The 24,163-nt window shown below is 64.0% G+C and carries 32 protein-coding genes; 25 read left to right on the plus strand and 7 right to left on the minus strand.

Annotated elements, in window-relative coordinates; genetic code table 11:
• Window positions 1–143: 143 nt before the first annotated feature.
• A complete protein-coding gene (locus tag U1839_RS06655; protein WP_332802884.1) occupies window positions 144–533 on the minus strand; it encodes a hypothetical protein in 390 nt (129 codons plus the stop codon).
• Window positions 534–804: 271 nt separating this feature from the next.
• On the opposite strand from U1839_RS06655, the gene U1839_RS06660 reads away from it, so the two are divergent.
• Complete coding sequence (locus U1839_RS06660) at window positions 805–2,391, plus strand: methyl-accepting chemotaxis protein (protein WP_332802885.1); 1,587 nt, start codon at window positions 805–807, stop codon at window positions 2,389–2,391.
• 105 nt (window positions 2,392–2,496) lie between these two features.
• Window positions 2,497–2,769, plus strand: a complete 273-nt coding sequence (locus tag U1839_RS06665) for a hypothetical protein (protein ID WP_332802886.1) — start codon at window positions 2,497–2,499, stop codon at window positions 2,767–2,769.
• 25 nt (window positions 2,770–2,794) lie between these two features.
• Here the strand turns inward: U1839_RS06665 and U1839_RS26890 are convergent, their stop codons facing one another.
• Window positions 2,795–3,058 carry a hypothetical protein gene (locus U1839_RS26890; RefSeq protein ID WP_503653139.1) on the minus strand — a complete coding sequence of 88 codons (264 nt, stop codon included), beginning with the start codon at window positions 3,056–3,058 and terminating at the stop codon, window positions 2,795–2,797.
• Between U1839_RS26890 and U1839_RS06670 the strand changes: the two genes are divergently transcribed.
• Window positions 3,059–4,348: a methyl-accepting chemotaxis protein gene (locus U1839_RS06670; RefSeq protein WP_503653141.1), complete on the plus strand. Its 1,290-nt coding sequence runs from the start codon at window positions 3,059–3,061 to the stop codon at window positions 4,346–4,348.
• Window positions 4,349–4,486: 138 nt separating this feature from the next.
• Here the strand turns inward: U1839_RS06670 and U1839_RS06675 are convergent, their stop codons facing one another.
• Window positions 4,487–4,846 carry a flagellar biosynthesis regulator FlaF gene (locus tag U1839_RS06675; protein WP_332802888.1) on the minus strand — a complete coding sequence of 120 codons (360 nt, stop codon included), beginning with the start codon at window positions 4,844–4,846 and terminating at the stop codon, window positions 4,487–4,489.
• 138 nt (window positions 4,847–4,984) lie between these two features.
• Here U1839_RS06675 and U1839_RS06680 point away from each other — a divergent pair, with 138 nt between their 5' ends.
• The 14 genes from U1839_RS06680 to U1839_RS06745 all read left to right on the plus strand — a co-directional run bounded on the left by U1839_RS06680 (window position 4,985) and on the right by U1839_RS06745 (window position 17,111).
• Window positions 4,985–7,399 carry an HAD family hydrolase gene (locus U1839_RS06680; protein ID WP_332802889.1) on the plus strand — a complete coding sequence of 805 codons (2,415 nt, stop codon included), beginning with the start codon at window positions 4,985–4,987 and terminating at the stop codon, window positions 7,397–7,399.
• A gap of 279 nt (window positions 7,400–7,678) precedes the next feature.
• A complete protein-coding gene (motA, locus tag U1839_RS06685; protein ID WP_332802890.1) occupies window positions 7,679–8,563 on the plus strand; it encodes a flagellar motor stator protein MotA in 885 nt (294 codons plus the stop codon).
• Window positions 8,538–8,867: an STAS domain-containing protein gene (locus U1839_RS06690; protein WP_332802891.1), complete on the plus strand. Its 330-nt coding sequence runs from the start codon at window positions 8,538–8,540 to the stop codon at window positions 8,865–8,867. The genes motA and U1839_RS06690 overlap by 26 nt, the downstream gene beginning before the upstream one ends.
• Window positions 8,864–9,229, plus strand: coding sequence for a response regulator (locus U1839_RS06695; protein ID WP_332802892.1), 366 nt, complete (start codon window positions 8,864–8,866; stop codon window positions 9,227–9,229). Before U1839_RS06690 ends, U1839_RS06695 begins: the two co-directional genes overlap by 4 nt.
• Complete coding sequence (locus U1839_RS06700; RefSeq protein ID WP_332802893.1) at window positions 9,226–11,382, plus strand: chemotaxis protein CheA; 2,157 nt, start codon at window positions 9,226–9,228, stop codon at window positions 11,380–11,382. Before U1839_RS06695 ends, U1839_RS06700 begins: the two co-directional genes overlap by 4 nt.
• The gene (locus tag U1839_RS06705; protein ID WP_332802894.1) at window positions 11,379–11,873 is read left to right on the plus strand and encodes a chemotaxis protein CheW; all 495 of its coding nucleotides are present in this window, start codon (window positions 11,379–11,381) and stop codon (window positions 11,871–11,873) included. Before U1839_RS06700 ends, U1839_RS06705 begins: the two co-directional genes overlap by 4 nt.
• Window positions 11,873–12,763, plus strand: coding sequence for a CheR family methyltransferase (locus U1839_RS06710; RefSeq protein ID WP_332802895.1), 891 nt, complete (start codon window positions 11,873–11,875; stop codon window positions 12,761–12,763). The genes U1839_RS06705 and U1839_RS06710 overlap by 1 nt, the downstream gene beginning before the upstream one ends.
• Entirely contained in the window at window positions 12,760–13,788 is a 1,029-nt protein-coding gene (locus U1839_RS06715) for a protein-glutamate methylesterase/protein-glutamine glutaminase (RefSeq protein ID WP_332802896.1), read from the plus strand. Before U1839_RS06710 ends, U1839_RS06715 begins: the two co-directional genes overlap by 4 nt.
• Window positions 13,789–13,804: 16 nt before the next feature.
• Window positions 13,805–14,194 carry a response regulator gene (locus tag U1839_RS06720; RefSeq protein ID WP_332802897.1) on the plus strand — a complete coding sequence of 130 codons (390 nt, stop codon included), beginning with the start codon at window positions 13,805–13,807 and terminating at the stop codon, window positions 14,192–14,194.
• 4 nt (window positions 14,195–14,198) lie between these two features.
• Window positions 14,199–14,714, plus strand: coding sequence for a chemotaxis protein CheD (locus U1839_RS06725; RefSeq protein ID WP_332802898.1), 516 nt, complete (start codon window positions 14,199–14,201; stop codon window positions 14,712–14,714).
• 52 nt (window positions 14,715–14,766) lie between these two features.
• Entirely contained in the window at window positions 14,767–15,057 is a 291-nt protein-coding gene (locus U1839_RS06730; protein ID WP_332802899.1) for a hypothetical protein, read from the plus strand.
• A gap of 6 nt (window positions 15,058–15,063) precedes the next feature.
• Window positions 15,064–15,933 (plus strand): flagellar motor protein MotB, encoded by an 870-nt coding sequence (locus U1839_RS06735; RefSeq protein ID WP_332802900.1) that lies wholly within the window; start codon window positions 15,064–15,066, stop codon window positions 15,931–15,933.
• 13 nt (window positions 15,934–15,946) lie between these two features.
• Entirely contained in the window at window positions 15,947–16,396 is a 450-nt protein-coding gene (locus U1839_RS06740) for a hypothetical protein (RefSeq protein ID WP_332802901.1), read from the plus strand.
• 58 nt (window positions 16,397–16,454) lie between these two features.
• On the plus strand, window positions 16,455–17,111 hold the full coding sequence (locus tag U1839_RS06745; RefSeq protein WP_332802902.1) for a PilZ domain-containing protein: 657 nt from the start codon (window positions 16,455–16,457) through the stop codon (window positions 17,109–17,111).
• Here the strand turns inward: U1839_RS06745 and fliP are convergent.
• From fliP to U1839_RS06760, 3 genes are read right to left on the minus strand one after another with little or no spacing between them, the layout of a single operon-like run.
• A complete protein-coding gene (gene fliP, locus U1839_RS06750) occupies window positions 17,086–17,814 on the minus strand; it encodes a flagellar type III secretion system pore protein FliP (protein WP_332802903.1) in 729 nt (242 codons plus the stop codon). The genes U1839_RS06745 and fliP overlap by 26 nt on opposite strands.
• Complete coding sequence (locus U1839_RS06755; RefSeq protein WP_332802904.1) at window positions 17,807–18,517, minus strand: flagellar biosynthetic protein FliO; 711 nt, start codon at window positions 18,515–18,517, stop codon at window positions 17,807–17,809. Before U1839_RS06755 ends, fliP begins: the two co-directional genes overlap by 8 nt.
• The gene (locus tag U1839_RS06760; RefSeq protein WP_332802905.1) at window positions 18,517–18,753 is read right to left on the minus strand and encodes a FliM/FliN family flagellar motor switch protein; all 237 of its coding nucleotides are present in this window, start codon (window positions 18,751–18,753) and stop codon (window positions 18,517–18,519) included. The genes U1839_RS06755 and U1839_RS06760 overlap by 1 nt, the downstream gene beginning before the upstream one ends.
• A 111-nt stretch (window positions 18,754–18,864) precedes the next feature.
• Here U1839_RS06760 and flgC point away from each other — a divergent pair, with 111 nt between their 5' ends.
• Genes flgC through flhB form a run of 5 tightly spaced genes read left to right on the plus strand, consistent with a single transcriptional unit; the run spans window position 18,865 to window position 21,696 of the window.
• On the plus strand, window positions 18,865–19,272 hold the full coding sequence (flgC, locus tag U1839_RS06765) for a flagellar basal body rod protein FlgC (protein WP_332802906.1): 408 nt from the start codon (window positions 18,865–18,867) through the stop codon (window positions 19,270–19,272).
• Between the two features lie 12 nt (window positions 19,273–19,284).
• Window positions 19,285–19,602 (plus strand): flagellar hook-basal body complex protein FliE, encoded by a 318-nt coding sequence (fliE, locus tag U1839_RS06770; protein WP_332802907.1) that lies wholly within the window; start codon window positions 19,285–19,287, stop codon window positions 19,600–19,602.
• Between the two features lie 6 nt (window positions 19,603–19,608).
• Complete coding sequence (locus U1839_RS06775; protein ID WP_332802908.1) at window positions 19,609–19,872, plus strand: flagellar biosynthetic protein FliQ; 264 nt, start codon at window positions 19,609–19,611, stop codon at window positions 19,870–19,872.
• Window positions 19,873–19,875: 3 nt separating this feature from the next.
• Entirely contained in the window at window positions 19,876–20,628 is a 753-nt protein-coding gene (gene fliR, locus U1839_RS06780; protein ID WP_332802909.1) for a flagellar biosynthetic protein FliR, read from the plus strand.
• A gap of 3 nt (window positions 20,629–20,631) precedes the next feature.
• Window positions 20,632–21,696, plus strand: coding sequence for a flagellar biosynthesis protein FlhB (gene flhB / locus U1839_RS06785; RefSeq protein ID WP_332802910.1), 1,065 nt, complete (start codon window positions 20,632–20,634; stop codon window positions 21,694–21,696).
• Between the two features lie 16 nt (window positions 21,697–21,712).
• Here flhB and U1839_RS06790 read toward each other — a convergent pair whose 3' ends face one another.
• Complete coding sequence (locus U1839_RS06790) at window positions 21,713–22,114, minus strand: flagellar assembly protein FliX (RefSeq protein ID WP_332802911.1); 402 nt, start codon at window positions 22,112–22,114, stop codon at window positions 21,713–21,715.
• 84 nt (window positions 22,115–22,198) lie between these two features.
• On the opposite strand from U1839_RS06790, the gene U1839_RS06795 reads away from it, so the two are divergent.
• The 3 genes from U1839_RS06795 to U1839_RS06805 are packed head-to-tail and all read left to right on the plus strand — an operon-like array spanning window position 22,199 to window position 24,034.
• Window positions 22,199–23,311, plus strand: coding sequence for a flagellar basal body P-ring protein FlgI (locus tag U1839_RS06795; protein WP_332802912.1), 1,113 nt, complete (start codon window positions 22,199–22,201; stop codon window positions 23,309–23,311).
• Window positions 23,311–23,622, plus strand: coding sequence for a rod-binding protein (locus U1839_RS06800; RefSeq protein ID WP_332802913.1), 312 nt, complete (start codon window positions 23,311–23,313; stop codon window positions 23,620–23,622). Before U1839_RS06795 ends, U1839_RS06800 begins: the two co-directional genes overlap by 1 nt.
• Window positions 23,612–24,034, plus strand: a complete 423-nt coding sequence (locus U1839_RS06805; RefSeq protein ID WP_332802914.1) for a flagellar biosynthesis protein FlgN — start codon at window positions 23,612–23,614, stop codon at window positions 24,032–24,034. The genes U1839_RS06800 and U1839_RS06805 overlap by 11 nt, the downstream gene beginning before the upstream one ends.
• The last annotated feature ends 129 nt before the right edge of the window (window positions 24,035–24,163 follow it).

Genomic DNA, 24,163 nt, shown 5'->3' on the forward strand with positions numbered 1-24,163 from the left:
CTCTCCAACACCGTCTTCGATGACTACGATCATGTCGTCTCAAAATGTTGCGATGCCTGGAATTTCTTCGCCAACGACCTCGCCCGCGTTGCTTCTGTCACAACGCGAAGCTGGGCACAGGTCAATCTTTAAGGCCGTTGGTATTACGCACCAGGCGGAGTGTCGAGTTCGGTGCGACGCGATTGCCACCGCTGAACCAATGTCGGGACGATGGCCGCCGCGCTTCTTCGGTCGACCAGCGCGATCCCATCGCATTCACCTTGAAGGGCGGGCATCTGATCGACGATGATTACCAACTCGCCCGACCAGCATTGGTCGCGCAGCGTATTCGCCCATTCAACCGGGGCGGAAGCGATAAGCGTTTCCTCAATGATCAGGATTGCTGCCGCGCGAAGCGCCTCGCCGAGCGCCGGATCGAGATGATCCGCAGTCGATACGGGCATCTCGCCCGCCATGCCGAGATGCGCGGCAAGGACGCTGCGTAAGCCGGCGTCGGAAAGCGCCAAGATAAGCGGTCGTTGCGTCGCGCTCATCACACTCTTCCCACGCCGAGACGGCGATTTCCCGACAGCATTGAATAGGATGTTTGGCCATCGGTCCCTTAAGGGAAAATACCTATGCCAAACCTGCCAGCCCCCTCGGCACGCACAGCAGCGCGATGAGCAGCCCACGCAGATCGGCCATCGCCGACTCCATCCTATAATGGAGTCATCCCTTGCCACGCCCTGCCGCATTTCCCGTTAATATATCACGAGGCCGCCCCTAGGTAACTTTCCGATATGGAACGTATATCACACCGCTTTAATGCATTTAAAATTGCGCAATAAACACAATATTTTGCGAATATGCCACGCAGTCACATTTATTGTTCCGATTCTAAAATTTATCCGCAATAAATTCTTACCTATTTATTGGAATTATGTCCGCAAATTGATATATTTCGGGATTATATATATGAGCTGGTTTAGTACTGTCGCGCCGATCCGTATGAAACTTCTTGTAAGTTTTGCCTTGATGACATCGATTTCCACGTTGGTCGCCGTGGTGGGAGCGATCGGCAGCGGAGGCCGATGGTACGTGGTAGTGACCGGAATTGGCGGCATCGTCGTTTCCGCCGTCATAGGTTCCGTTCTTCGCAATGCCATTGCCGACCCATATGTCGCCACGGTCGTGCGGATGGAAGGTTTGGCAGCAGGCGACCTTACGAGCCCGATCGCGTTTACAAACTATGTCGACTGCGTTGGCCGGATGACCAAGGCGATGTTCACCTTCAAGGACACTGCCGCCGCGCAACGCGCCGCCAACGCTGAAGCCGAAGCCCACGCCGCCGCAGTGCTGCTGATGTCGCATAATATGGCGAGCCTGGCCGATGGCGACTTGACCGGCGATATAACGGCGGCACTCCCGGAAACGCTCGAGACGCTGAAGGCCAGTTTCAACGGCGCACTGGCCAATTTGCGCGCCTTGATCGGCGGCGTGGCCGACAGTGCCGGCAGCATCCGCACCGGCTCGGACGAGATCGCCCAGGCATCCGAAGATCTCGCGCGCCGTACAGAAGGCAATGCCGCGAGCCTCGAGGAGACCAGCGCCGCGCTGGTTCAGATCGACACGCGCCTCAAGGCGACGGCGGTGTCGTCCGCGCAAACCGTTGCGCGCGCGGACCAGGCAATCGCCACCGTCGGCGGCGGTCGTGCGACCGCTGACGAAGCGGTACAAGCGATGGGCCGTGTCTCGGACAGCGCGAAAGGTATCGATAGCGTTATCGAAGGGCTCGACAAGATTGCCTTCCAGACGCGGGTGCTGGCAATGAACGCGGCGGTCGAAGCGGGGCGCGCCGGCGATGCCGGGCGCGGCTTCGCCGTCGTCGCCGACCTCGTTTCGGCGCTTGCCATGCGCGCCGAGGAAGAAGCCAAGCGAGCGCGGGATCAGTTGACCCTGACGCAGACCGATATCGTCACGGCAGTACAGGCAGTGCAGAAGGTCGATGGCGCGCTCGCCGACATCTCAGGCGATGTGGACGAAGTCCACAAGCTGCTTGGTACGATAGCCGACGACGCCAATGCGCAATCCTCGGCGATAACCCAGATCAGCGCCGCGATCGGCGCTATGGACCAGTCGACCCAGCAGAATGCGGCGATGGTCGAACAGACTTCAGCCGCCGCACGAAATCTCACGGCCGAGGTCTCGTCGCTCTCGGAACGGGCAGCGATGTTCAAGGTTGAGGGAGCCAAGGCACGGCGCGCCGCCGAACCGAGCACCGCGCAGTCGTTGCCCGCCCAGCGTCGGCCAGGGAAGAGGTCGACGCAAGGCTATCGCTCCCCCATCAAGGTCCTTCCCGCAGCGACGCACCAAACTGCGGGCGGCGGACATGATGACTGGAATGCCTTCTGATGGGGGTATTGCACGCCCGCGGTTCACTTCCTCGTGGATAGCGCCGGATCGCCGGCAGCGCCGCGGTCGGGAAATCGCGCGCAAGGGCTGACGGCCATCATACAGTTGCTGCTGATCGTGCTTGGATCGGCCACGGCTTTGGCGCCGCCTGCCGATGGCTTCATGATTGTCATGCCGGCGATCCCGGGAAATTCGGCAGCGACCGATCGCTGGGCCGCATCGGCCGGTGCCCAGATAATCGCTGCCGGCCCTTATGCCGGTTCCATCGTGGTGCACGGGTCGCGCGCGGCATTGCTTCTTCCCGCGCTGTCGCACGGGGCGCTGCTTGTCACCGCGCGGTTCACGGGTTGCGGCACAAAAGACCTCGAAGGACGCTGATATGAAGACCGTCAACCTTAGCGATCTACGCCTCATCGGGATGCGGTTGCTCGCCGGATTGATCGCAGCCCTGGCGGTGGCGGTCGTCCTTGGCGCGCTGCTGGCGACCGTGCCCGGCAAGCTTCCCGCCGCAGTCATCGGGCTGTTGTTGCCGATACTGCCATGCATGATGGCCTGGCAACGGCGCACCGACGATGCGGCGCGCCTGTTGTCGAGCATCACCGTCGTCGCCATGCCCGCGCTCCTGCTGTTCGTGTTCGAAGGTTTCGCATGGCAGGTCGACCTGCACATGGTGTTCTTCGCGCTGCTCGCCGTTGTCTCGATCCTGTGCGACTGGAAGGCGATTTGTGCGGCGGCGGCCGTCGTCGCTATCCATCATATCGGTTTCGGATTGCTGTTGCCCGACTGGATCTTCAGCGGCGGCGGCTCGATCGGCCGCATCGCCCTGCACGCCGTGATTCTGATTGTCGAAGCGGCAACGCTGATGTGGGTCGCCGAGCGCATCGTCGCGCTGATTGCCGCCATCGAACTGCAGGACGACGCGCGGCAGCGCGCCGACGCCTCACTGATCGCCGAGCGATCACAGCAGAGCGACGCCGTGGCGGTCGTAACACATTCGCTCGGCCGGGGACTGGCCGCGCTGACCGCCGGCGATCTGACGGCGGAAATCGACGTGGAATATCCGGAGGGCTATGGCGCGCTGCGCACCAACTTCAATGACGCACTTGCCGGTCTGCGACGCTTGCTCGGTTCAGTAACCGCCAGTGTGGTCGGCATCAGACATACGTCCAGCCAGATCGCCCAGGCTTCCGAGGATCTCGCCCGACGTACCGAAAGCAATGCCGCCAGCCTGGAGCAAACCTCCGCCGCCCTCGTCATGGTTGAGGCACGTATCAAGGCGACCGGCGCGGCCGCCATTGCCACCGTCGCCCGCGCCGACCAGGCGATCGCGACGGTTGCCGACGGGCGGTCCAGCGCAGAACATGCCGTACACGCGATGGGTAGGGTATCCGCGAGCGCCAAGGGCATCGACAGCGTGATCGAAGGCCTCGACAAGATCGCGTTCCAGACCCGTGTGCTGGCGATGAACGCGGCCGTCGAGGCGGGACGTGCCGGGGACGCCGGGCGCGGCTTCGCGGTCGTCGCCGACCTGGTGTCGGCACTCGCGATGCGGGCCGAAGACGAAGCAAAGCGCGCGCGCGACCAGCTTACCGTCACGCAGGACGAGATCGTTACCGCCGTCGAGGCGGTGCGCAAGGTCGATGGCACCTTCGTCGATATCTCGTCCGACGTCAGCAGCGTGCATGGTCTGCTGGAAGACATGGCCGCCGACAACGTCGCGCAGTCGCTCGCAATCAGCGAGATAAGTGGGGCTATTGGGGTGATGGATCAGGCGACGCAACAGAATGCGGCGATGGTCGAGGAAACTTCGGCCGCCGCGCGCAACCTCACGACAGAAGTGAGCGCGCTAGCCGATGAGGCAAGCCTGTTTCAAACCGACCATGCCGCGCCCGCAAGGCCGATCCATTTTCGACCGTCACCGGAAGCGATTTCCGCGCGCGCGTTGGCACGGGGGTGAGTCCGCGGCGACTACGCTTCTAGCATCGCGTCGGGCCCGGCGTTTCACCCGCCGGTACCAAGGAACGGCCGCGTCGCGTGATAGCGCCGCGGCCATTTTGCTGGCTTGGGGAAGTTACGACCTCCCTCGACGGGGGTCTCAGAGCGGCACGCCCGTCCCCGACAGGCCGTCGATGATATCGCGGTTGACCGATATCAGGTCGTCGATCGACTCGCGCCCGGCGACGACATCGCTGGTGAACTGGTCGACCCACAGGGCCAGCGAGATGATGCTGGCACGGAGCGGAGCGGGTAACTCGTTGCCGGCGGTGCCGCATACCGCGGAGAAGGTGCTCCACAATTCGCGGTTGCGATGCAAAGGCGGCATCAATGCACCCTTTACATGTCCCGCATCACGGGCATGGATCATCTCGCCGGTGATCTCGCACATCAGGCGCCGTTCGGCCTGGCGCGGCGTTTCAACGATGTTGCGGGCACGATGATAGGCGTTGAGCGACATGCACTTTCCTCCGGCTGATCCTCCATTTTAGACGATCACCGCGAGGTCCGGTTGCAACCGACCAACGAACGTCCGTCCTATAATGGAGTGGGCGCCTCGTTTCCTCGGGTGGCCGGGCATTTTCAGGAAGATCCCCGCATGAACGATACGATCCTCGCCAGCGATCTGCCAACGGCACTCGATGCGTGGCCCGACATACGGATCCTGTCGCTCGACTGTTTCGATACGTTGCTATGGCGCGACACGCACGCGCCACGCGACGTATTTCGCGCGCTGAAAGGTCCCAATCCCCAGCAACGCGGCTGGGCCGAAGCACGCGCGCGCACCGCATCGGCGCTACGCCATCGTCGCAACGAGGTCGGGATCGCCGACATCTATGCCGAACTGCTGCCCAACGCGTCAGCGCCGGAGCGCGCAGCAATGGTCACGGCGGAACTCGACGCCGAGGCACGTTATTGCTTCGGCTTCCTCCCCACTGTGGAATTGATGCGCGCGGCGCGAGCGCGCGGCCTTTCGGTCATTGTCGTCAGCGATACCTATCTCGATGCCGAGCAACTCGGCGCGTTGATCGCCCGTGCCGCAGGTGATGATGTGCACGCACTGATCGATCGCATCTTTTGCTCGTCCGAATATGGCGTTTCGAAGGGTGAGGGGCTGCTCGACAAGGTCGTCAAGAAACTTGGCGTGCCGCGCGACGCGATCCTCCATATCGGCGACAATCGCGCGGCCGATCTGCTCGCCGGACAGAAGGCCGGCGTGCGCGCGCTCCACCTCATGCAATTCACGCCGACCACCGAACAGAGGCTGCGGCTGGAGGCGGCGACCGGCGCAATCATCCATGCCGGCGGCAGTTCGGGCGACATGAACAGCCAGCCGCACCGCGCGCCGATCGCGATCGCCGAACCGGGCATCGCATGCCAAGCCGAGCTGCTTGGCTACACGACGATCGGTCCGGTGCTGCGCGGCTTTGCGGAATGGATCGCATGCGAGGCCGAGGCACTCCGCGCCACGCGCAACGGCGAGGTCCACATCCTGTTTCTGATGCGCGACGGCCATCTGCCTCGCCTGGTGTTCGACGCGAGCGGGCGCGCCATCAAGACCCACGCAACGGAGATCAGTCGCTTCACCGCCACCGCCGCCTCCTTTGCTTCCGAGCGTGACGTGCTGCGCTATCTCGACGCCGAAATCGCTACCGACGCGCCCGTGATCCTCAAGCAATTGCTGTTCGAGCCGCCGGAGATCGCGGCCATGATGCACGCGCTTCCGGCGCACGGCGCAAGTGCCGCGCTCGTTCGCACGATCTGCTCCGCATCGCGCATGAAGCGTATTCTCGCCCGGTCGCGCGCCTTTGCCGAACGACTGACGGGTTATCTCCGCGCCACAGTATCCCCGGTAGCGGGAGACACGCTGATGCTCGTCGACCTGGGTTATAACGGTTCGGTGCAGAACCAGGTCGCCCCGGTGCTGCAACGGATGCTGAATGTCGAGGTCGCCGGCAGGTATCTGCTGCTGCGCGAGACCGACATGCCCGGTCTCGACAAGAGCGGCTTTATCGATTCGCTGCGATATGACGCGAATACGCTCGAAGCCCTCTGCGGGAATGTCGCGGTGCTGGAGCAGCTGTGCACGGCAGCGCAAGGGTCGGTGATCGATTACACCTCGGACGGCCACGCGGTACGTGCCACCAATGTCATCAAGGGAGCGCAGAGCGACACCCGCGAAGCCGTCCAGCGAGGCGCCATCAGCTATGCGCGCGACGCCGACCTGGCCATCGTCCGACCGGCACGGAGAGTCGACATGACGGCGCTGCGCCATTCGGCGGTCGCGGTGCTCGCGCGGCTGATGTTCCTGCCGATGCCGCAGGAACTGGCGGTTCTCGCCCAGTTTCAGCACGACGTGAACCTCGGCGTCGAGGAAACGGTTGCCCTGTTCGACCCTGAAATTGCGCGACGCGGGCTGCGCCAGCGCGGCTTGTTCTACATGCGGGGTTCGGAGCGGATGTACCTGCCGGCCGAGCTTCACGGCGAAGGTCTTCCGGTCAAGCTGACGTTGTTGGCGCACAAGCGTTTCGGCCTGCCGCTAAAATATGCCGATTTCATCGATCAGACCATCGCCCTGCCGGTGCTCATCGCCGACGGGCGCAAGGTCGACACCGCGACGATCACCGCGACACCAACGCATGACGGCTATTTTCTCGCCCCGATCCCGATCGACGATTGCCGATACTCAATCGGCTTGCAGTTCGGCCAGCTCTACGAGTGGGTCCAGGTCGAGAGCGCCGTCTTCATGCCGGTCGACCGCTTCCTCAGCGACACGCAGCGCGCCGGCCTCGACGAGGTCGAAGCCGTGGCGACGCTCGAAGGAATGGAGCAGACTGCCCCCTATCTCTTCCGCTGCGAGGACAAGGCGGCGTTCATGATGATCCCGCCGCCGCCGCGCCGCGACGCAAGGCCGATGATGCTTGCCGTCGTCTTTCGTCCGATCGTCGCGCGTGACGCCACGATCCCGTCGACACCCTCGGTTGCGACACCCATGAGATCGGCCGTCGGGTGAGCGGCGCGCAGGTTTAGTTCAACCGCTTGGTCCCTGTCCGGTTGGGGGCGGGGCCTGCAAGCAGACGTCGCTGCGCCGGCAATCCCCTTCTGGCGGCAACGGTTGGACCTAGCGATCGGGTCGCGGCCGGTTTCCGCAGTGGGGTGAACAATAGCCCGACAGGATGGCCCGAAGGGCGAACTCGGCATCAGCTGCATGAATCGCCCGAGTGGCACGCTGGACGGCGCGCCTCTCCTATAAACAAATACAGGCTGCTCGTTCGGAGAAGTTAAGCGCGTCATGTTGAACGGTGTCGGATTCCTTGTCATTCTCGGGTGCGTCTTCGGCAGCTTCCTGATGTCGGGCGGCAAGATGGCGGTGATCCTCGAGGCGCTGCCGCACGAGCTGCTGGCGATCGTCGGCGCGGCGATCGGCGCCTTCATCGTCGGCAACAGCCTGGCCACCGTCAAGAGCGCCGGCAAGGGCATCCTGCGGTCGTTCAAGGGTCCGCGCTGGAAGGAAAGCGACTATCGCGACCTGCTCACGCTGATGTTCGGTGTACTCGCCACCTTCAAGAAGGGTGGCGCGACGGGTATCGAAAGGCATCTGGACGACCCGGGCACAAGTCCGCTCTTTTCCCCCTATCCGCGCTTGCTCGCCGACCACCATCTGATCGAGTTCATCTGCGACTATCTGCGCATGATGACCATCAACTTCGAAGATCCGCACCAGATCGCCGAAGCGATGGAGAACGATCTCGACCGGCATCATGCCGAGGAAATGCTGCCGCAGACAGCGCTGCAGACCATGGCCGATGGCCTGCCCGCGATCGGCATCGTTGCTGCGGTGCTGGGGGTCATCAAGACCATGGCGTCGATCGATCAGCCCGTCGAAGTGCTGGGTGCGATGATCGGTGGGGCGCTCGTCGGCACCTTCCTTGGCGTGCTGCTCGCTTATTGTCTGGTCGGACCGCTCGCAACCAAGCTGCTCTCGGTCATCGAGGATGACGGCAAACCCTTCATCATCGCGAAGACGGCAATCCTCGGCCACGCCCATGGCCTCCCGACCCAGGTCGCCATCGACATCGCGCGGCGGATGATCCCGTCCAGCTTCGCTCCTTCTTTCCAGCAACTCGAGACTTCACTCGATGAGGCGAAAAATGACCTTAACGCTCTCCCCGCCTGAAGCGACCGGCGATCCCGGCACGATCACCTTGATCGGACATGGCTCGACCGTCACCGCAGAGGATCTCCGTACCAGGCTCGTCGCGGCATCCGACGGTGCCGAAGGCACGGCGATCGACGCATCCGACATGCTCAGCGTCGGCCAGGCTGTGCTGCAATTGCTGATTGCAGCGCGGCAGGAGGCCGACCTCCGTAACCAGCGCTTCCACTTCACCGGCGCCAGCACCGCATTTTCCGAGCGCGTGCAGGGCTGCCAGCTGGCCGACGCGATCGGCCTCGAGATCAGAAAGGACGTTTCCCTGTGAGCAAGCTCATTCTCACCGTCGATGACTCGGCCAGCATGCGCATGCTGCTCAAGACGTCGCTGACCGCCCAAGGCTTTCGGATCGAGAGCGCCAATGACGGCGTGCACGGCCTCGAACGCATGCACGAAGTGGTGCCCGACCTGCTGATTACCGACATCAACATGCCGAAGATGGACGGGTTCGAGCTGATCGAAGCGGTCCGCGCCGTTGCACAGTTCCGCGGCACACCGATCCTGGTGCTGTCGACCGAATTCTCCGACGAGAAGAAGGCCCGCGCTCGCTCCGTCGGCGCGACCGGCTGGATCACCAAGCCCTTCGACGCCGAGAAGCTGGGGGCGGCGATTCGCCGCGTGTGCCCGTGAGCGACGAGCTCGACGAAATCCAGGCGATCTTCTTCGAGGAATGCACCGAGGGACTGGCCGTGGCCGAGCAGGGCCTTTCGGCGATGGCCGCGGGCGATGTCTCGAAGGAAGTCATCGCCGGCGTGTTTCGCGCCGTCCACTCGATCAAGGGCGGGTCGGGTGCCTTCGGCCATGCCGCGCTGCTGGCGTTCTCGCATTGCTTCGAGAATGTGCTCGACGAAGTCCGCAGCGGCAAGATCCCGGCGACGGCGGAAGTCACCAAGGTGATGCTCACCGCTTTTGACATCCTCGCCGACCATGTCGCCGCGGCTCAGGGTGTTGCGTCGCTGCCGTCTGATGCCGCTGCGTTGGCGGCGCTCGAGGAAGTACTTGCGAACAAGGGTGTCGGCACCGCTCCCGCTGCGGCCAGTGCGGAGCCGAGCCCGGTTCCCGAGCCGGCCGATGAATTCGGCTTCAGCCCCGTCCTGGCGCAGGTCGAGGAATTCGACCCGTTCGGTTTCGAGCCGGTCGGCGTCGCCCTGACCGATCTCGATGCCGACGAACCGCTTCCCTGGATCGTCCGTTTTGGTCCGTCGCGTGCGGCGCTGGCCAATGGCGCCGAACCCTTATTGTGTATTCGCGAAGTCGAGCGGCTCGGCGCAACGGTCATCTCTGTCGACAGCTCGGCGCTGCCGGCGCTGCGCGATCTGGATCCGGAAGATAGTTATCTGGTCTGGACATTGTCGGTGCCTGCGGCGGTCGAGGAACGCGCCATTGCCGATTGCTTCGATTTCGTCGCGCCGGATTCGCTCGTCGAGATTACGCGCGCCAGCGCGCCGGAAAGGCCCATGGCCGCTATCCCGGTGGTTGCGGAAGCGCCGGTCGTCGCACCGCCAGCGCTCGTCCTGGTTGCAAAGTCGGAGTCGGCGCCGGAAACGAAGGCCGCTACGCCACCCCCCGAACCGCGGCCGATGGACCCGGTCCAGCAGACCATTCGCGTCGACCTCACCAAACTCGACATGTTGCTCAACCTGGTGGGCGAACTGGTGATCCGTGGCTCGATCCTGTCGGATCGCCTCGCGCCGGTCGACCAGGAACGCGTCGAACTACCCGAACTCGCGCGGTTGACGCGCGAGATTCAGGACAATGTCATGTCGCTGCGCGCGCAGCCGATCCGACAGGCATTCTCGCGCGTGCCGCGCATGCTGCGCGACCTGAGCGTCGAGACCGGCAAGCAGGTGATCCTCGAGATCAGCGGCGAAACGACCGAAGTCGACAAGGGCGTGATCGAAAAGATCGGCGACCCGCTGACGCATATGATCCGCAACGCCGTCGACCATGGCGTGGAGAGCGCGGCCGACCGCCTCGCTGCAGGAAAACCGGCGGAAGGGCTGATCACGCTGTCCGCCGAACAGAAAGGCGCGCGCATCTTCGTGCGGGTCAGCGATGACGGCAAGGGCATCGACCGGCCACGCGTTCGCGCCAAGGCGGTCGAGAAGGGCATCATCGCGGCCGACAGCGTGTTGTCCGACGAAGAAATCGATCAGCTGATCTGCGCGCCGGGCTTCTCGACGGCGGAGACGATCTCGAGCATCTCGGGTCGCGGCGTCGGCATGGACGTCGTGCGCTCGAACGTCGAGGCGTTGGGCGGACGGGTCGACATCACCTCGACCCCCGGTGTCGGCACCACCTTCACCATGATCCTTCCGCTGACCCTCGCGATCCTCGACGGGATGATCGTGCGACTGTCCGGGCAGCGCTTCGTGCTACCGCTGGCCAATGTGATCGAGACCGTCCGGCCCGAGCCGGGCCAGGTCCGGGCGATGACGCCGACCACCGAGGTCATCGAGCTGCGCGGCGCCTACCTCCCCGTAAAGCGGCTGACCGACCTTTTCGGCTTTGCCGGCGCGACGCGCCTTTCGCCCGAAGAATCGCTCGTCATCATCGTCGAGAGCGAGACGGCCGGCAATGTCGGTCTGATGGTGGATACGATCGACGACCGACGCGAAGTGGTGATCAAGAGCCTCGATCAGAATCTGTACCCGATCCGCGGGCTCGGCGGCGCCACGATCCTCGGAGACGGGTCGATCGCGCTGATCCTCGATATCGACGCGCTCGTCGCGTCGTCGGGCCAACTGATTTCGAAATTCCCCCTCAAAGGATTGGCAGCATGAGCACGCTCAACACTCCCGGTGAACGCAAGATCGTGACCTTCTCGCTCGGTGAGCAAATGTTCGGCATCGACATGAAGGCGCTGATCGAAATTCGCGAGTGGGAAAATCCGACGCCGCTGCCGAGCGTCCCCGCCTATATCAAGGGCGTTACCAACCTGCGCGGCACGGTGGTCCCGGTGGTCGGCCTGGCCGAGCGGTTGGGTTGGACGCCGAGCGTGCTCCATTCGCGGTCGTGTATCCTTGTGGTGACCATTGCCGGCAAGCAGGCTGGCTTTCTCGTCGACGAGGTGGCCGATATCATTCTGATCAACGAGGATGAGATTCAGCCCGCGCCGGAGGTCGAGATCGGCGAACAGAGCGTCATTGCCGGGCTGGTCCAGGTGGCGCCACGCGCGCAGGAAGCGGCTGCGGCAGGCGAGGCCTCGACCATGGTGCTGTTGCTCGATCTCGATGCGCTCAGCCTGACGCGCCATCTGGATCTGGCCGCGTGATGCACACGAGCGTCTTGGGAAGCGATCAGGACGGAGCGGGCGCGCTGAAGGCGGCCGCCTCGGCCGAACTCGGCAGCAGTGAATTCGCGGCAATCGCCAAGATCATGCAGCGCGATGCGCGGATCCATCTGACCGGGGCGAAAACGACGCTGGTCCAGTCGCGCCTCAGCCGGCGCCTGCGTACGCATGGCCTGGCAACGTTTCGCGATTACGTCCGGCTGGTCGAATCCGACGCCGTGGAGCGCGCGGCGATGATTGTCGCGCTCACCACCAATCACACGCACTTCTTTCGTGAGAACCATCATTTCGACCATCTCTGTCGCACCACGCTGCCGTGGCTGAAAGCGCGCGCGCGACATCAGCCGGTGAGGATCTGGTCGGCGGGCTGTTCGAGCGGCGAGGAAGTCTACACCATCGCGATGTGTCTGCTCGGGCAGGACCGCAGCGCTGCCTCGTGGTTGCGGCAGGCCGACGTGCGGCTGCTGGCGACCGACCTGGCGCCGCATGTCGTGGAAAGCACGCGGCGCGGGGTCTATTCGGCTGAAGGCATCGAACCGGTGCCGGCTGTCTATCGCGCCAGCTGGATGCGGCCGGTCGGCCCGGATTTCGTGATGGCGGAAGAGGCCCGCGCTCTGGTGACGGCGCGCGTGCTCAATCTGTTCGATCCCTGGCCGATGCGCCAGCAATATGACGTCATTTTTTGCCGCAACGTGATGATCTACTTCGACGATGCGGCAAAGGCCGAACTCGAGGCACGTTTCGTCGAATTGCTGGCGCCCGGCGGATATCTGTACATCGGTCATTCCGAGCGGCTGATCGGCGCCGCCGCGACCCAGATGACCAATTGTGGCCAGACCATCTACGTCAAGCAGGGCGGGGACGCACGATGAGCGCCCCCCCGGTACGTGTGTTGATCGTCGACGACAGCGCCTCGATGCGCGCCGTGCTTCGGCGGGCGTTGTCCGCGGATCCCGAGATCGAGGTCGTCGGCCTCGCCCCGGAACCCAATGCGGCGCGCGCGATGATCAAGGATCTCAACCCCGATGTGCTGACGCTGGACATCGAGATGCCGGGGATGGACGGTCTCTCGTTCCTCGAACGGATCATGCGCTTGCGGCCGATGCCGGTCGTGATGTGCTCGACGCTCACCGCGCGCGGTGCCGAGGCGACGATCGAGGCGCTGCGGCTTGGGGCGGTCGACTGCATTGCGAAACCGACCGGCAATCCGCTCGATATCGCACTCAATTCGGCACAATTATGCGCGACGGTAAAGGCCGCGGCACGATCGGCCGCGCGTCGCGCGCCCGAACCTACCGCGCCGCTCAAACCATCGCCACCGGGCGCATTGCGCGACGTGGTGATCGCGATCGGCGCCTCGACCGGCGGCGTTGAAGCGCTGTTCCTGGTGTTGAAGGCGCTCCCGACGGACTGTCCACCGGTGCTTATCGTCCAGCACATGCCGGCCGCCTTTACGCCAGGCTTCGCGGCACGACTCGACAAGGAATGTGCGGTCCACGTCACCGAAGCGCAGGACGGGACCCCGATTGCACGCGGCACCGTCTATATTGCTCCAGGGGGACAAACGCACATGGAACTCGCCGGCGGCGTTCACGGCCGGATCAAGCTCCGGGCCAGCGAATCCCATGGCGGGCACCGCCCCTCGGTGGATGTGCTTTTCCATTCGGTCGCGCAGCTCGGCTCGGCCGCGGTTGGGGTCATCCTGACCGGCATGGGGTCCGACGGTGCCGAGGGGCTGCTGGCGATGCGCACGGCCGGCGCCCGGACGCTCGGGCAGAGCCAGGACACGTGCGTCGTCTATGGAATGCCGCGCGCGGCGCTCGCTTTGGGCGCTGTCGAGCGAGCCGTCCCCTTATCCGCAATCCCCGAGGCGATCCTCGGCGCTTGCCGCAAATGATGTTTGGGAGCGATTGATGCCAACCGCAGCTGCAATCAAGGTGATGGTGGTCGATGACCAGACCAGCATGCGCGCGATGATCCGCCGGACCCTCCAGGATCTCGGCTTCAAGGATATCCGCGACAAGGCTGGACCGGTCGATGCGCTGGGCGCGATCCGGTCGGATCGCGTGCACCTGATCATTTCGGACTATAACATGCCTGACATGGACGGGCTGCAGTTCCTCGAGGAAGTGCGCAAGGATCCGGTGATCGGCAAGACCGTGTTCATCATGCTCACCGGATCGGCCGATCGCGAAATCGTGCAGAAAGCGGCCGCGCTGGGCGTCAACAACTATGTCGTCAAGCCATTCTCCGCCGCCGCGCTCAAGGAAAAGATCGAGCGCGTCTTCGGCGAGCTGACCTGATCCGATGCGCCGCATTTCCATCATCCAGGGCGAAAACGCCGTCTCCGGTGACCCCGATGTCGTCCTTTCGACGTTGCTCGGCTCGTGCGTCGCGGTCTGCCTGCAGGATCCGGATCGCCGCATCGGCGGCATGAACCACTTTCTGCTGGGCGAGCCTGGCAAGGACGACAACATCCAGCGGAGCGATATGAGCCGATATGGCGTGCATGCGATGGAGTTGCTGATCAATGCGCTGATGCGCAAGGGCGCGACGCGATCACGGCTGCGAGCCCACTTGTACGGCGGCGCCAACATCATCGCCGGCCTCGGCTCAATCGGCAGCAGCAACGCCGCCTTTGCGCGGCGCTTCATGGAAACAGAGGGCATTGCGATCGGCCATTGCGATCTGGGCGGCACCCATGCCCGACGCGTCGAGTTCGTTCCCTATGAGGGCAAGGCGAGGTCGCGGGCGGTAGCGGAACCGCCGAAGATCATTCGCGCACCCGTCGCGCTCCCCGACGGCGATCTCGAGCTTTTCTGATCCCGACTTATCGTTCGTCACCTCAGCCCCCCGGATAGGCCCCAATCGAGCAATGGCACAAATCGACCATCTTGCCGCCTCGCTGTACGCCGCCATCGCGGTCGAGATTCGCGACGTACGTATGCTCATCGAGCGCCTCGCCGACACACTTGTGTCCGACGAAGCTTTTGCCATGGCGTATATGGAGCAGCTCCAGACCTTCGATCTGGTGATCCAGCGCGCGGACGAAAGCGCAGATCTGCTCGACCGCATGGCCAGCGGATCAAAATCCTGGGATGCCGTCGACAAGGTGCGATTGGGGATCGTGCAGGACAAGCTGCGCTCCGCCCTCGCCGCGGCCTGATCGGCGATGGCCTCCCCCTCCAAGGCGAATCTGCGGCCGATCGTCATCCGCAAGGTCAAGAAGGGTGGCCATGCGGCGCATCATGGCGGCGCGTGGAAGGTCGCCTATGCCGATTTCGTGACGGCAATGATGGCGTTCTTCATGCTGCTGTGGCTGCTGGCCAATCCCGACAAGCAACGGCTGAAGGGCCTCGCCGAATATTTCTCGCCCGCCACGGCGAATTCCTCGCCCTCGACGACGCTGACCACCACCCCGGGCGACCAACCCGGTCTCGGCGGTCGCACGCGCCGGGCGCAGGCGGACAGCAAGGTCTCTACCGGGCAGCCCTCTGCCGAGTCGGCGAAGAGCGGCAGTGCTCGCGGCGGCACGGCCAACATCCCCGACGCTTCGATGCGGGTGATCGCGGACGAAATGCGGGTCGCGCTCGAGGCAGTGCCCTCGGTCCCCGATGCCAAGGACAGTATTCGCGTCTCGGCCGATCGCGACGGCGTCCGCATCAGCCTGATGGATACGGCCAAGCGCTCGATGTTCGTCGGCGGGACCGCGGCGCTCAACCCCTTTGCCCGTACCATGCTCGGCGAGATCGCGCGGAAGCTCGACAAATCCGGTGCGCAAATTGCGATCGAGGGCCATACCGATTCGATCGGCGGGCAAAGCGACGCCAACTGGCGCTTGTCGGGCGAGCGTGCACTGGCGGCACGATCGGCCATGATCGCCGCCGGCCTGACCGCAGACCGGTTCTCCGAAGTCGTAGCGCTGGCGGGGACACAGCCGGTTTATCCCGGCCAGCCTTCGCGTCCGGAAAATCGTCGGATCACGATCGTCGCGCTCGGCGAAGCGCCCACGCTTCCCAGCGACGTGAGCTTCAAGTTCTGAGATCGGAACGACCATGAAACCCGCGCTCCTGGCTCCCATCCTTCTCCTTGCCGGTCTTGGCATAGGCGGTGGCGCAGCGCTTGCGGTGCAATGGTTTTTGCCCCCGCCGGCTGCGAAGGTTGCGGGTGACGCACGCAAGGTGGAGGTGATCGGCACGAGCTTTACCCCGACGGGCAAGATTCTCGCGCCGCTCGTCTTTTCCGATGGTCGCTTGTCGGGGTATGTTACGTTCGAGGTGCAGCTGGAAACCGTCGATGCCGACGTGGCATTCGTCACGGCACGACTGCCGGTCCTGATGAACGCCATCAACATGCGCACCTTTCGCGTACCGATGGCGAGCGGCCCTGACGGCATGCTCCCCAATCTCACGGCCTTCCAAAAGATCGTGATGGAGTCATCGAACGAGGCATTCGGGCCACGGATCGTCCGACGCGTGGTCATCACCCAGGCCGCGCCGGCATGACGATGCGGCGTTCTCTTTCAAGCGGCGCCGGGACGGCGCGCGCAATGGAGTCACGACCATGAATGCTTCCGGGGTGCCAGAAGCGAACGACCCGGTCGCGCGCGACAATCGCCTCACGACGATCCTGCTCATCGGCCGCATATCGACCGGCGCGCGGGACGATCTTTGCCGCATTCGCAACATTTCCGCTGGCGGCATGCGGATTGAAACGCTCGCGCCGATCGAAGTCGGCCAACAGATTTCGGTCGAGTTGAAGAGCGGCATCGCGGTGTGCTCCGTCGTCGTCTGGATCAACGGCGGCGAAGCCGGCGTGAAGTTCGAAGAGCCGGTGGATATCGAGCAATTGCTCGCGACATCGACCAGGCCGCACCCGACACTCGATGCACGCACACCGAGATCGCCGCGTCTGTCTGCGCGCTGTCCGGTCACGCTGCGGCGCGATGGTCATATCCAGTCGGGCGTCCTCGAAGACGTTTCGCAAGGTGGCGCGCAGCTATGCTCGCATGGAACAGCGAAGATCGGTGATCGCGTAACGCTCTATATTCCTGGCCTCGGATCGAAACGTGCCACGATCCGCTGGGTCACCGACGAGACCGTGGGCCTTTCCTTTGCCGAGAGGCTGGGATTCGCCGATCTTGCGCGGTGGCTGGCGAGCCCCGAGCGGTTCACGCGGACGACGGCCAACGCGCTCAACCGTGGCCGCCAAAACTCCTGATCAACGACCCGGCGACCAGCGCCCACCCGTCCACAAGGACGAAAAAGATGATCTTCATCGGCAATGCGATCGTCGGTGGCGGCAACATCATCATGCCCATGGCCATCAGGACGGCGGACACGGCCATGTCGATGATCAGGAAGGGCAGCAACAGCAGGAATCCGATCTCGAACGCGCGGCGCAGCTCGGAGATCATGAACGCCGGCATCAACGTCGTCAAAGGCGTCTCGGCAACCGCGACCGGCGGCTTGCCGGAAAGCCCCGAAAACAATTTCAGATCATCGGTGCGAACATGCGTCAGCATGAATTGGCGGAACGGCTCGGACGTCCGGACGAAGGCCTGCTGCTCGGTCAGCTTCCCCGCGCTATAGGGGTTTACGCCCTGGTCCCAGGCCTGCTGGAAGGTAGGCGCCATCACGAAGAATGACAGGAACAGCGCGAGACTGATGATCACCGGATTGGGCGGAACGCCCGGTGCACCGATACCGGTACGCAACAGCGACAGCGCGACGACGATACGGGTGAAGGACGTCACGGTCATGAGAATGCCCGGTGCGAGGCTGAGCACCGTCAGCATCATCACCAGCATGATCGCCCGGCCGGAAACCGACCCCTGGCCAAGGTTGATGGTGGCATTTTGCGCAAAGGCGCTGGTCGGGATCGCGACGGCAACCACGAACGAGAGGATGTGGCGCTTACGCAACGTTGATCTCCTTGGTGGCGCTCTGCGGCTTGCGGCCTCGCACCACCCGTGCGGGACGCGCAGCGGCCTGCGCCGGCCATGGCGACGCCGGCATGATGGACGGTTGGTCAGGTTGGGGCTGCAGGACCAACCAGGCCGGCGTGCCGCGCGCGTTCGTGCGGTCAACCAGCGTCGCAAAACGCTCTATCGGCCACTCGTGCGCAGCCGGATGAACGTCGGCACGCTGATGGGACGGGCCGGCGCCCGGTATCTCGCGCTCGAGCAATGATTTCAGCATCGCCCTTGCCGGAGCGACGCGGTTGCGGACGCGCGTAACAAAGGCGGCGATTCCCGCTACCGTCAGCGTCGCCGCGAACCCATGCCGCTGGGCGTCGCGGGCTCGAGCCGCATCCGCTCGGGCGATATTTCGCGCCTCTGCCGCCGCCAGATCGGCCGGATCACGCATCGCGCCGCTTTCGAGGACAAGATGCCCCTCCGGTGCAACGAGAATGAGATGTTCGCGCCCGTCGCGACGCAGCAGGGCAACCATACGGCGGCCGTCGATCGGCAATGTCTCGATCAGCTCGAGACGCCTGTCGCGCGCCGAGACACTGCGGCCCGGCAGACGAAGATCATAGCGGCGAACCAGCCACAGCGCGCCGGCAAGAATGCCGAGCACCGTTCCCAAACCGCCCAATGTACGCAACAGCGATACAAGATCCATCAACCGCGGATCCGCTGAACCACTTCGGTGATCTCCAACGACATCTGATCACCGTCGACGAGCACGCGACCCTTCGCGACGAGCTCCCCGTTTACATAGACCAGCGTGGGATCTTCATGACCGGAATCAAGCGGGATCATCGCGCCGCGCCCCATCTTCAGGATCTGCCGGATCGGCACCTGGGCTGAACCGAGCACGACCGACATGTCGACGAAAATGCTCTCGAGTACTGACATGCTGCGATTCCCTTCACCTCAATTATAGGAAAAACTTTCCGCATCGGCGTCAGGCTAGGCAATTTTTGCCTATAACAATGGTGTGGCCGACCGGGCCGCCGGAGACGAAGAATGGACCTGAAGACGTCGATGCAGGTGTCCGCCTCGGGATTGCGGGCACAGTCGTTGCGCATGCGGGTGATCGCAGAGAACCTTGCCAATGCGGATTCGGTCTCGCGCACGGCAGGTGGCGATCCCTATCGACGGCGTCTTCCCAGCTTCAAATCGGAGGTCGACCGCGACACTGGCGCGGCCGGCGTGGCGGTGGAGTCGATCCAGAGCGACAAGAGTGCGTTCCAGCGGGTCTACCAGCCGGGCAGCCCCGCGGCCGACGCGACCGGCTACGTCAAGATGCCGAACGTCAATTCGCTCGTCGAAACCGCCGACATGAAGGCGGCCCAACGCTCCTACGAAGCCAATCTCAGCGCGATCGAAGCGGCCAAGAGCCTGACGATGCGCACCATCGATCTCCTCAAATAAGGAACGGATCCCATGTCGATCGGAGTTTTTGATGCAACCTCGGCCTATGGTCGGGTGCTCAGCGCGACCAAGCCGGCCAAAATTGCCGAGGTCGACAGCACGACCGAAGCTGGCGGCGGCTTTGGCAGCATGGTCGAAAAGCTGGTCAGCGACGCGGCAAGCACCATGCGCACCGCCGAAACCGCTGGCGCCAAGCAGGTTGCCGGCAAGGGCGACCTGATCGACGTGGTGACGGCGGTTGGCGCGGCCGAAACCGCACTAGACACCGTCGTCGCGGTGCGCGACCGGATGGTGAACGCCTATTCCGAAATCATGCGCATGCAGATCTGATCCGCCATGACGCCGTTCGCCGCAATGGAACTGGCCAAGGCCGCGATGATCCTGGTGCTGACGATCGTCGGCCCGATGCTGATCACTTCGCTGGTCGTCGGCGTGGTGGTCGGCCTGTTTCAGGCATTGACGCAGGTCCAGGAAATGACGCTCACCTTCGTCCCCAAGCTGCTGGCGATCGGCGTGGTGATGCTGCTGTGCCTGCCGATGATCGGCCATGCGCTGTCGAACTTCATGGCGCAGATCAGCGACCATATCGTCCGCGGCTGAGTGATGGAGAGCTTACCCCTTGCGGCGACCGGGTTCCTGATCCTCTTTGCCCGGGTGGGCGCTGTCCTGATGTTGCTGCCGGTGTTTTCGGAAGAAGCGGTCCCGCCCAAGATCCGGCTGATGCTGGCCCTCGGCATGACGTCCGGATTGTGGGGCATTCTCGGCGCGCGGATGGCGCCGATCGCGCAGGACAGCGCGGCGCTGCCCGGAATTCTGATCGCCGAGTTACTCACTGGCCTGGCGATCGGCATGATCGTCAAGATGATGTTCATGGCCGCCGCCATGGCCGGGTCGATCATCAGCTTGCAGGTCGGCTTGTCTTCGGCCTTGATCAACGACGCGTCGCAGGGTGGGCAAACCTCGGTCTTGTCAAAGCTGGTCGGCGTCGCCGCGACGATCGTATGCATGGGCATGGGGGTCCACCATCTGTGGATCGCGTCGATCGTCCATTCTTACGCGATCTTCCCGGTCGGCGGACTGCCGCCGGCCGCGGACTTTGCGCAGCTCGCGATCGCCACTGTCGGCAAGTCGCTGAGCCTGGCCATCAGCCTCGCCGCGCCCTTGCTGGTCTATGGCATCGTGTTCAATATGGCGCTCGGCCTGTCTGCCCGCCTGGCACCGGCGATCCAGGTCTTCTTCCTTTCGCAGCCGCTCAACCTGCTCCTCGGCTTGACGCTGTTCGCCACCGTGCTCGGCGGCATTCTGACGGCCTTCTCATCGGCGATGGCAGGCTGGCTGCAGACAAGCTGGGCCTGAGCGATGGCCGACGACAAGGACCAGAAGACCCACGACCCAACCAGCAAGAAGCTCGACGAAGCGCGCCAGAAGGGCGACGTCGCCTCGTCGCCCGAAATGCGTCATGCGGTGATGTTCATCGCCGCGATCGTCGTCGCGGGCGGCATGGGCAGCTGGACGCTGGCGCGGATCGGCCCGATGCTCGTGCAACTTTGGGGCAGTGCCGACGATTTCTCGCTCGAGCCCGACGGTGCGCAGGCATTCGCAACGGGGGTGCTTGCCCGTACGGCAAGCGCGATGGCGCCGCTGCTCGGCGTGCTGTTCGGCGCCGCCCTGTTGATCATGTTCGTGCAGGGCCGGCCCACTCTGTCGTGGTCGCGCGTGGCACCGAAATTTTCCAAACTGTCACCGATCGGCGGGTTCGGTCGGATCTTCGGCAAGCGGGCGATGGTCGAATTTCTCAAGACCTTTGCCAAATGCGCGGTGGTGATCACCATCGCGTTGATGGTCGTGGCACCGCGCATGGTCGCGCTCGACCAGCTGATCGATGCCGAGCCGCGCGCCATCGCGCAGGCGGCAGGAGAACTGGTTCGCCGCATGATCCAGGCCGTCGCGATTCTGGTCGGCGTGCTTGCCGCGTTCGATTTCCTCTACCAGCGACACGCCTTCCTCAACCGGATGAAGATGTCGCTGCAGGAGATCAAGGACGAGCACAAACAGAGCGAGGGCGATCCGAAGATCAAGGCGAAGATCAGGTCGATCGGGATTCAGCGTGCGCGGCGCCGGATGATGGCGGCCGTCCCGACCGCCAGCGTGATCGTCACCAATCCGACCCATTATGCGGTCGCGCTCAAATATGATCATGGCAACATGGCGGCACCGGTGGTCGTCGCCAAGGGTATGGACGCGATTGCGCTGCGCATCCGCGAAGTGGCGATGGCGGCCGGCGTGCCGATCGTCGAGAGCCCCCCGCTCGCGCGCGCGCTCTACGCCAGTGCGATGATCGATCATCCCATTCCGACGGAGCATTTCAAGGCGGTCGCCGAGATCATCGGTTATGTGATGCGCCTCGCGAAACGCCGCGCCTGAACAGCGCGGCGCGCATTCAGGCGATGATGTCGTGCTTGGCCAGTTCCACGCGCATGCGCAGTTCGATTTCCTTGAGGATGGCGCCCATGACAGGATCCTCGGGGTCGCTGACCGTCCCGGTCCACGCCGCAATCTCCTGCAGCCGCTCGACGGCTGGCAGCCCTGCCAGTAACTCTTCATTGAGGCGCTCCAGCGCGGTCAAGCCACGATCGGCAACGATCGCGATGCGCCGTCGGCGGTCGATCGCGGGCTCGGACGCCGCGAGCGTCACCAGCATTTCCACGCTGACCGGTTGGGCGGGTGGCGACGGCGGCGGCGGCTGCAGGACCGGTGGATCGCTTACGGCGAATTCGGCGACCTTGGGCAAGGCCGCGAGCAGCATGTTCTGGACGGGAGCAGAGAGACCGGTGATGCGCAAGGATTTTCCTGACCGGGCTGCTGGGTTGGCCCTTATTATCCTATAAGAAACTAATCGCCAAAATTCCACGAACCCGGGAAGTCTATGCAATTTCTTCGCATCGCGCTGGCGACAATGATCATCGTATCGGCGGCGCTGGTACCGCTTCCGGCACGGGCAGGTCCGCGCATCAAGGACATCGTCGATATCGAGAATGTCCGACCCAACCAGCTCGTCGGGTATGGCCTGGTGGTCGGGCTGGCGGGTACCGGCGATCGCTTGCGCAACGCCCCCTTCACGGAGGAATCGATGCTGGCGATGCTTGAGCGCATGGGCGTGAGCGTTCGCGGTACGCAGATGCAGACGCAAAATGTCGCCGCCGTCTCGATCTCCGCGACGATGCCGCCGTTCGCACGCGCCGGGTCGCAGATCGACGTCCAGATATCGTCGCTCGGCGACGCCAGCAGCCTGCAAGGTGGAACCCTGCTCGTATCCTCGTTGCGCGCCCTCGACGGCGAAATCTATGCCGTCGCGCAGGGTCCCGTCGCAGTTTCGGGATTCAAGGCGCAAGGTGCCGGCGCAAGCGTCACGCGCGGCGTGGCAACCTCGGCGCGCATCGCCGGCGGTGCCATTGTCGAGCGCGAGGTCAACTTCGCCTTCAAATCGGCCACCAGCCTCAAGTTGGCACTCAAGAACCCCGATTTCACCACCGCGCAGAACGTCGCTGCGGCGATCAATCGGCGGTTCGACAAGGTCGCCGAAGTACTCGACCCGGCGACCGTGGAACTCGCCGCCCGCGGCGGCTTCACCGGATCGCTGATCAACCTGATTTCCGAGGTCGAAAATCTCGAGGTGACGGTCGACCAGCCGGCACGGATCGTCATCAACGAGGCGACGGGGACGGTTGTGATGGGCACCGACGTGCAGATCAGCCCCGTCGCGGTGGCCCAGGGCGGCTTGACCATCAGTGTCACGGAAACGCCGGTAGCGTCGCAACCCGCACCGCTGTCGGGCGGGACGACCACGGTCTTGCCGCGTACCCAGCTCAACGTCGACGACGGCGCCGGAAAATCGCTGGCGCTGCTTAAGGGGGGCACCTCGCTCAAATCGCTGGTCAGCGGCCTCAACACACTTGGCGTCAGCCCGCGTGACCTCATCACCATCCTTCAGGCAATCAAGAGCGCAGGCGCGCTCCAGGCCGAGATCCAGGTCCAGTGATGCCTACGACTCCCGTCGCCTCCGGCGCGGTCCGCGCCACCGCTTCGCCCGCGCCTTCCCAGAAGGTCGCGGCCGCAGGACAGACCGCGGAAAAGTTCGAAGCCGTGTTCCTCGGGCAAATGACGCAGTTGATGATGGAAAGCGTCGATGTCGGCGACCAGTTCTCGGGCGGTCATGGCGAGGAGATGTTTCGCGGCGTGCTGGCGGAGAAACTCGGCACCGCGATGGCCCACAAGGGCGGGATCGGCCTGGCCCCGGCGGTGATGGCACAGATTATCAAGATGCAAGGGGGTTCAGGCAATGGCCAGTGAGTTCATCGATCTTCTCATGTCGCTGATCGCGATCATGGAAGAGGAAACTGCCCGGCTGCTCGCACCCGGCCGACACCAGGATTTCGCCGAAATGGCCGCCGCCAAGATCAAGCTCGTGGCCGCGCTCGAGATCAAGACGGCCGAGCATGGCCGCAAGCGGTCGGATTGGGTCAGCAAACTCGACGCCGAAACGCGCGAAGCGCTGACCGCCGCGATCCGCCATCTCGGCGCTGCCGCTACCGTCAACGCCCGTGTCCTGGAGCGCCAGATCGATCTGTCGACCGAAATGATGAGTGCCGTTGCTGCCGAGGCACGACGCCTCTCGGGCACGCGCAGTGCGATCTACGGCGCGAGCGGCGCGTTGAGCCAGACGGAAATCGCCACCCCGATATCGGTCAACGCCAGCCTGTAGACATGATTGTTGCCCGCACCTCGGCCGATGCGGCCGAGGTGCGGCACATATGCCGACGCCCGCAAGGGATAGGCCAAGGCCTATGCGAAGCGCCCGCCGCGGGCCCATGACGCAATCGCGCCGGCCGGC

Source organism: Parasphingomonas halimpatiens, assembly GCF_036663795.1.
Lineage (GTDB): Bacteria > Pseudomonadota > Alphaproteobacteria > Sphingomonadales > Sphingomonadaceae > Sphingomonas.

Excerpts from the sequence above, each read along its gene's own strand:
- fliR (WP_332802909.1), top strand. The coding sequence starts at position 19,876 with ATGGAGAGCTTACCCCTTGCGGCGACCGGGTTCCTGATCCTCTTTGCC.
- U1839_RS06720 (WP_332802897.1), top strand. The coding sequence starts at position 13,805 with ATGCCAACCGCAGCTGCAATCAAGGTGATGGTGGTCGATGACCAGACC.
- flgC (WP_332802906.1), top strand. The coding sequence starts at position 18,865 with ATGGACCTGAAGACGTCGATGCAGGTGTCCGCCTCGGGATTGCGGGCA.
- U1839_RS06690 (WP_332802891.1), top strand. The coding sequence starts at position 8,538 with ATGACCTTAACGCTCTCCCCGCCTGAAGCGACCGGCGATCCCGGCACG.
- U1839_RS06760 (WP_332802905.1), bottom strand. The coding sequence starts at position 18,753 with ATGTCAGTACTCGAGAGCATTTTCGTCGACATGTCGGTCGTGCTCGGT.
- U1839_RS06715 (WP_332802896.1), top strand. The coding sequence starts at position 12,760 with ATGAGCGCCCCCCCGGTACGTGTGTTGATCGTCGACGACAGCGCCTCG.
- U1839_RS06755 (WP_332802904.1), bottom strand. The coding sequence starts at position 18,517 with ATGGATCTTGTATCGCTGTTGCGTACATTGGGCGGTTTGGGAACGGTG.
- U1839_RS06775 (WP_332802908.1), top strand. The coding sequence starts at position 19,609 with ATGACGCCGTTCGCCGCAATGGAACTGGCCAAGGCCGCGATGATCCTG.
- U1839_RS06740 (WP_332802901.1), top strand. The coding sequence starts at position 15,947 with ATGAAACCCGCGCTCCTGGCTCCCATCCTTCTCCTTGCCGGTCTTGGC.
- U1839_RS06655 (WP_332802884.1), bottom strand. The coding sequence starts at position 533 with ATGAGCGCGACGCAACGACCGCTTATCTTGGCGCTTTCCGACGCCGGC.
- U1839_RS06670 (WP_503653141.1), top strand. The coding sequence starts at position 3,059 with ATGGTGTTCTTCGCGCTGCTCGCCGTTGTCTCGATCCTGTGCGACTGG.
- U1839_RS06730 (WP_332802899.1), top strand. The coding sequence starts at position 14,767 with ATGGCACAAATCGACCATCTTGCCGCCTCGCTGTACGCCGCCATCGCG.
- motA (WP_332802890.1), top strand. The coding sequence starts at position 7,679 with ATGTTGAACGGTGTCGGATTCCTTGTCATTCTCGGGTGCGTCTTCGGC.
- U1839_RS06705 (WP_332802894.1), top strand. The coding sequence starts at position 11,379 with ATGAGCACGCTCAACACTCCCGGTGAACGCAAGATCGTGACCTTCTCG.
- U1839_RS06795 (WP_332802912.1), top strand. The coding sequence starts at position 22,199 with ATGCAATTTCTTCGCATCGCGCTGGCGACAATGATCATCGTATCGGCG.
- U1839_RS06725 (WP_332802898.1), top strand. The coding sequence starts at position 14,199 with ATGCGCCGCATTTCCATCATCCAGGGCGAAAACGCCGTCTCCGGTGAC.
- U1839_RS06735 (WP_332802900.1), top strand. The coding sequence starts at position 15,064 with ATGGCCTCCCCCTCCAAGGCGAATCTGCGGCCGATCGTCATCCGCAAG.
- U1839_RS06805 (WP_332802914.1), top strand. The coding sequence starts at position 23,612 with ATGGCCAGTGAGTTCATCGATCTTCTCATGTCGCTGATCGCGATCATG.
- U1839_RS06745 (WP_332802902.1), top strand. The coding sequence starts at position 16,455 with ATGAATGCTTCCGGGGTGCCAGAAGCGAACGACCCGGTCGCGCGCGAC.
- U1839_RS06800 (WP_332802913.1), top strand. The coding sequence starts at position 23,311 with ATGCCTACGACTCCCGTCGCCTCCGGCGCGGTCCGCGCCACCGCTTCG.
- U1839_RS06710 (WP_332802895.1), top strand. The coding sequence starts at position 11,873 with ATGCACACGAGCGTCTTGGGAAGCGATCAGGACGGAGCGGGCGCGCTG.
- U1839_RS06660 (WP_332802885.1), top strand. The coding sequence starts at position 805 with ATGCATTTAAAATTGCGCAATAAACACAATATTTTGCGAATATGCCAC.
- flhB (WP_332802910.1), top strand. The coding sequence starts at position 20,632 with ATGGCCGACGACAAGGACCAGAAGACCCACGACCCAACCAGCAAGAAG.
- U1839_RS06680 (WP_332802889.1), top strand. The coding sequence starts at position 4,985 with ATGAACGATACGATCCTCGCCAGCGATCTGCCAACGGCACTCGATGCG.
- fliE (WP_332802907.1), top strand. The coding sequence starts at position 19,285 with ATGTCGATCGGAGTTTTTGATGCAACCTCGGCCTATGGTCGGGTGCTC.
- U1839_RS06675 (WP_332802888.1), bottom strand. The coding sequence starts at position 4,846 with ATGTCGCTCAACGCCTATCATCGTGCCCGCAACATCGTTGAAACGCCG.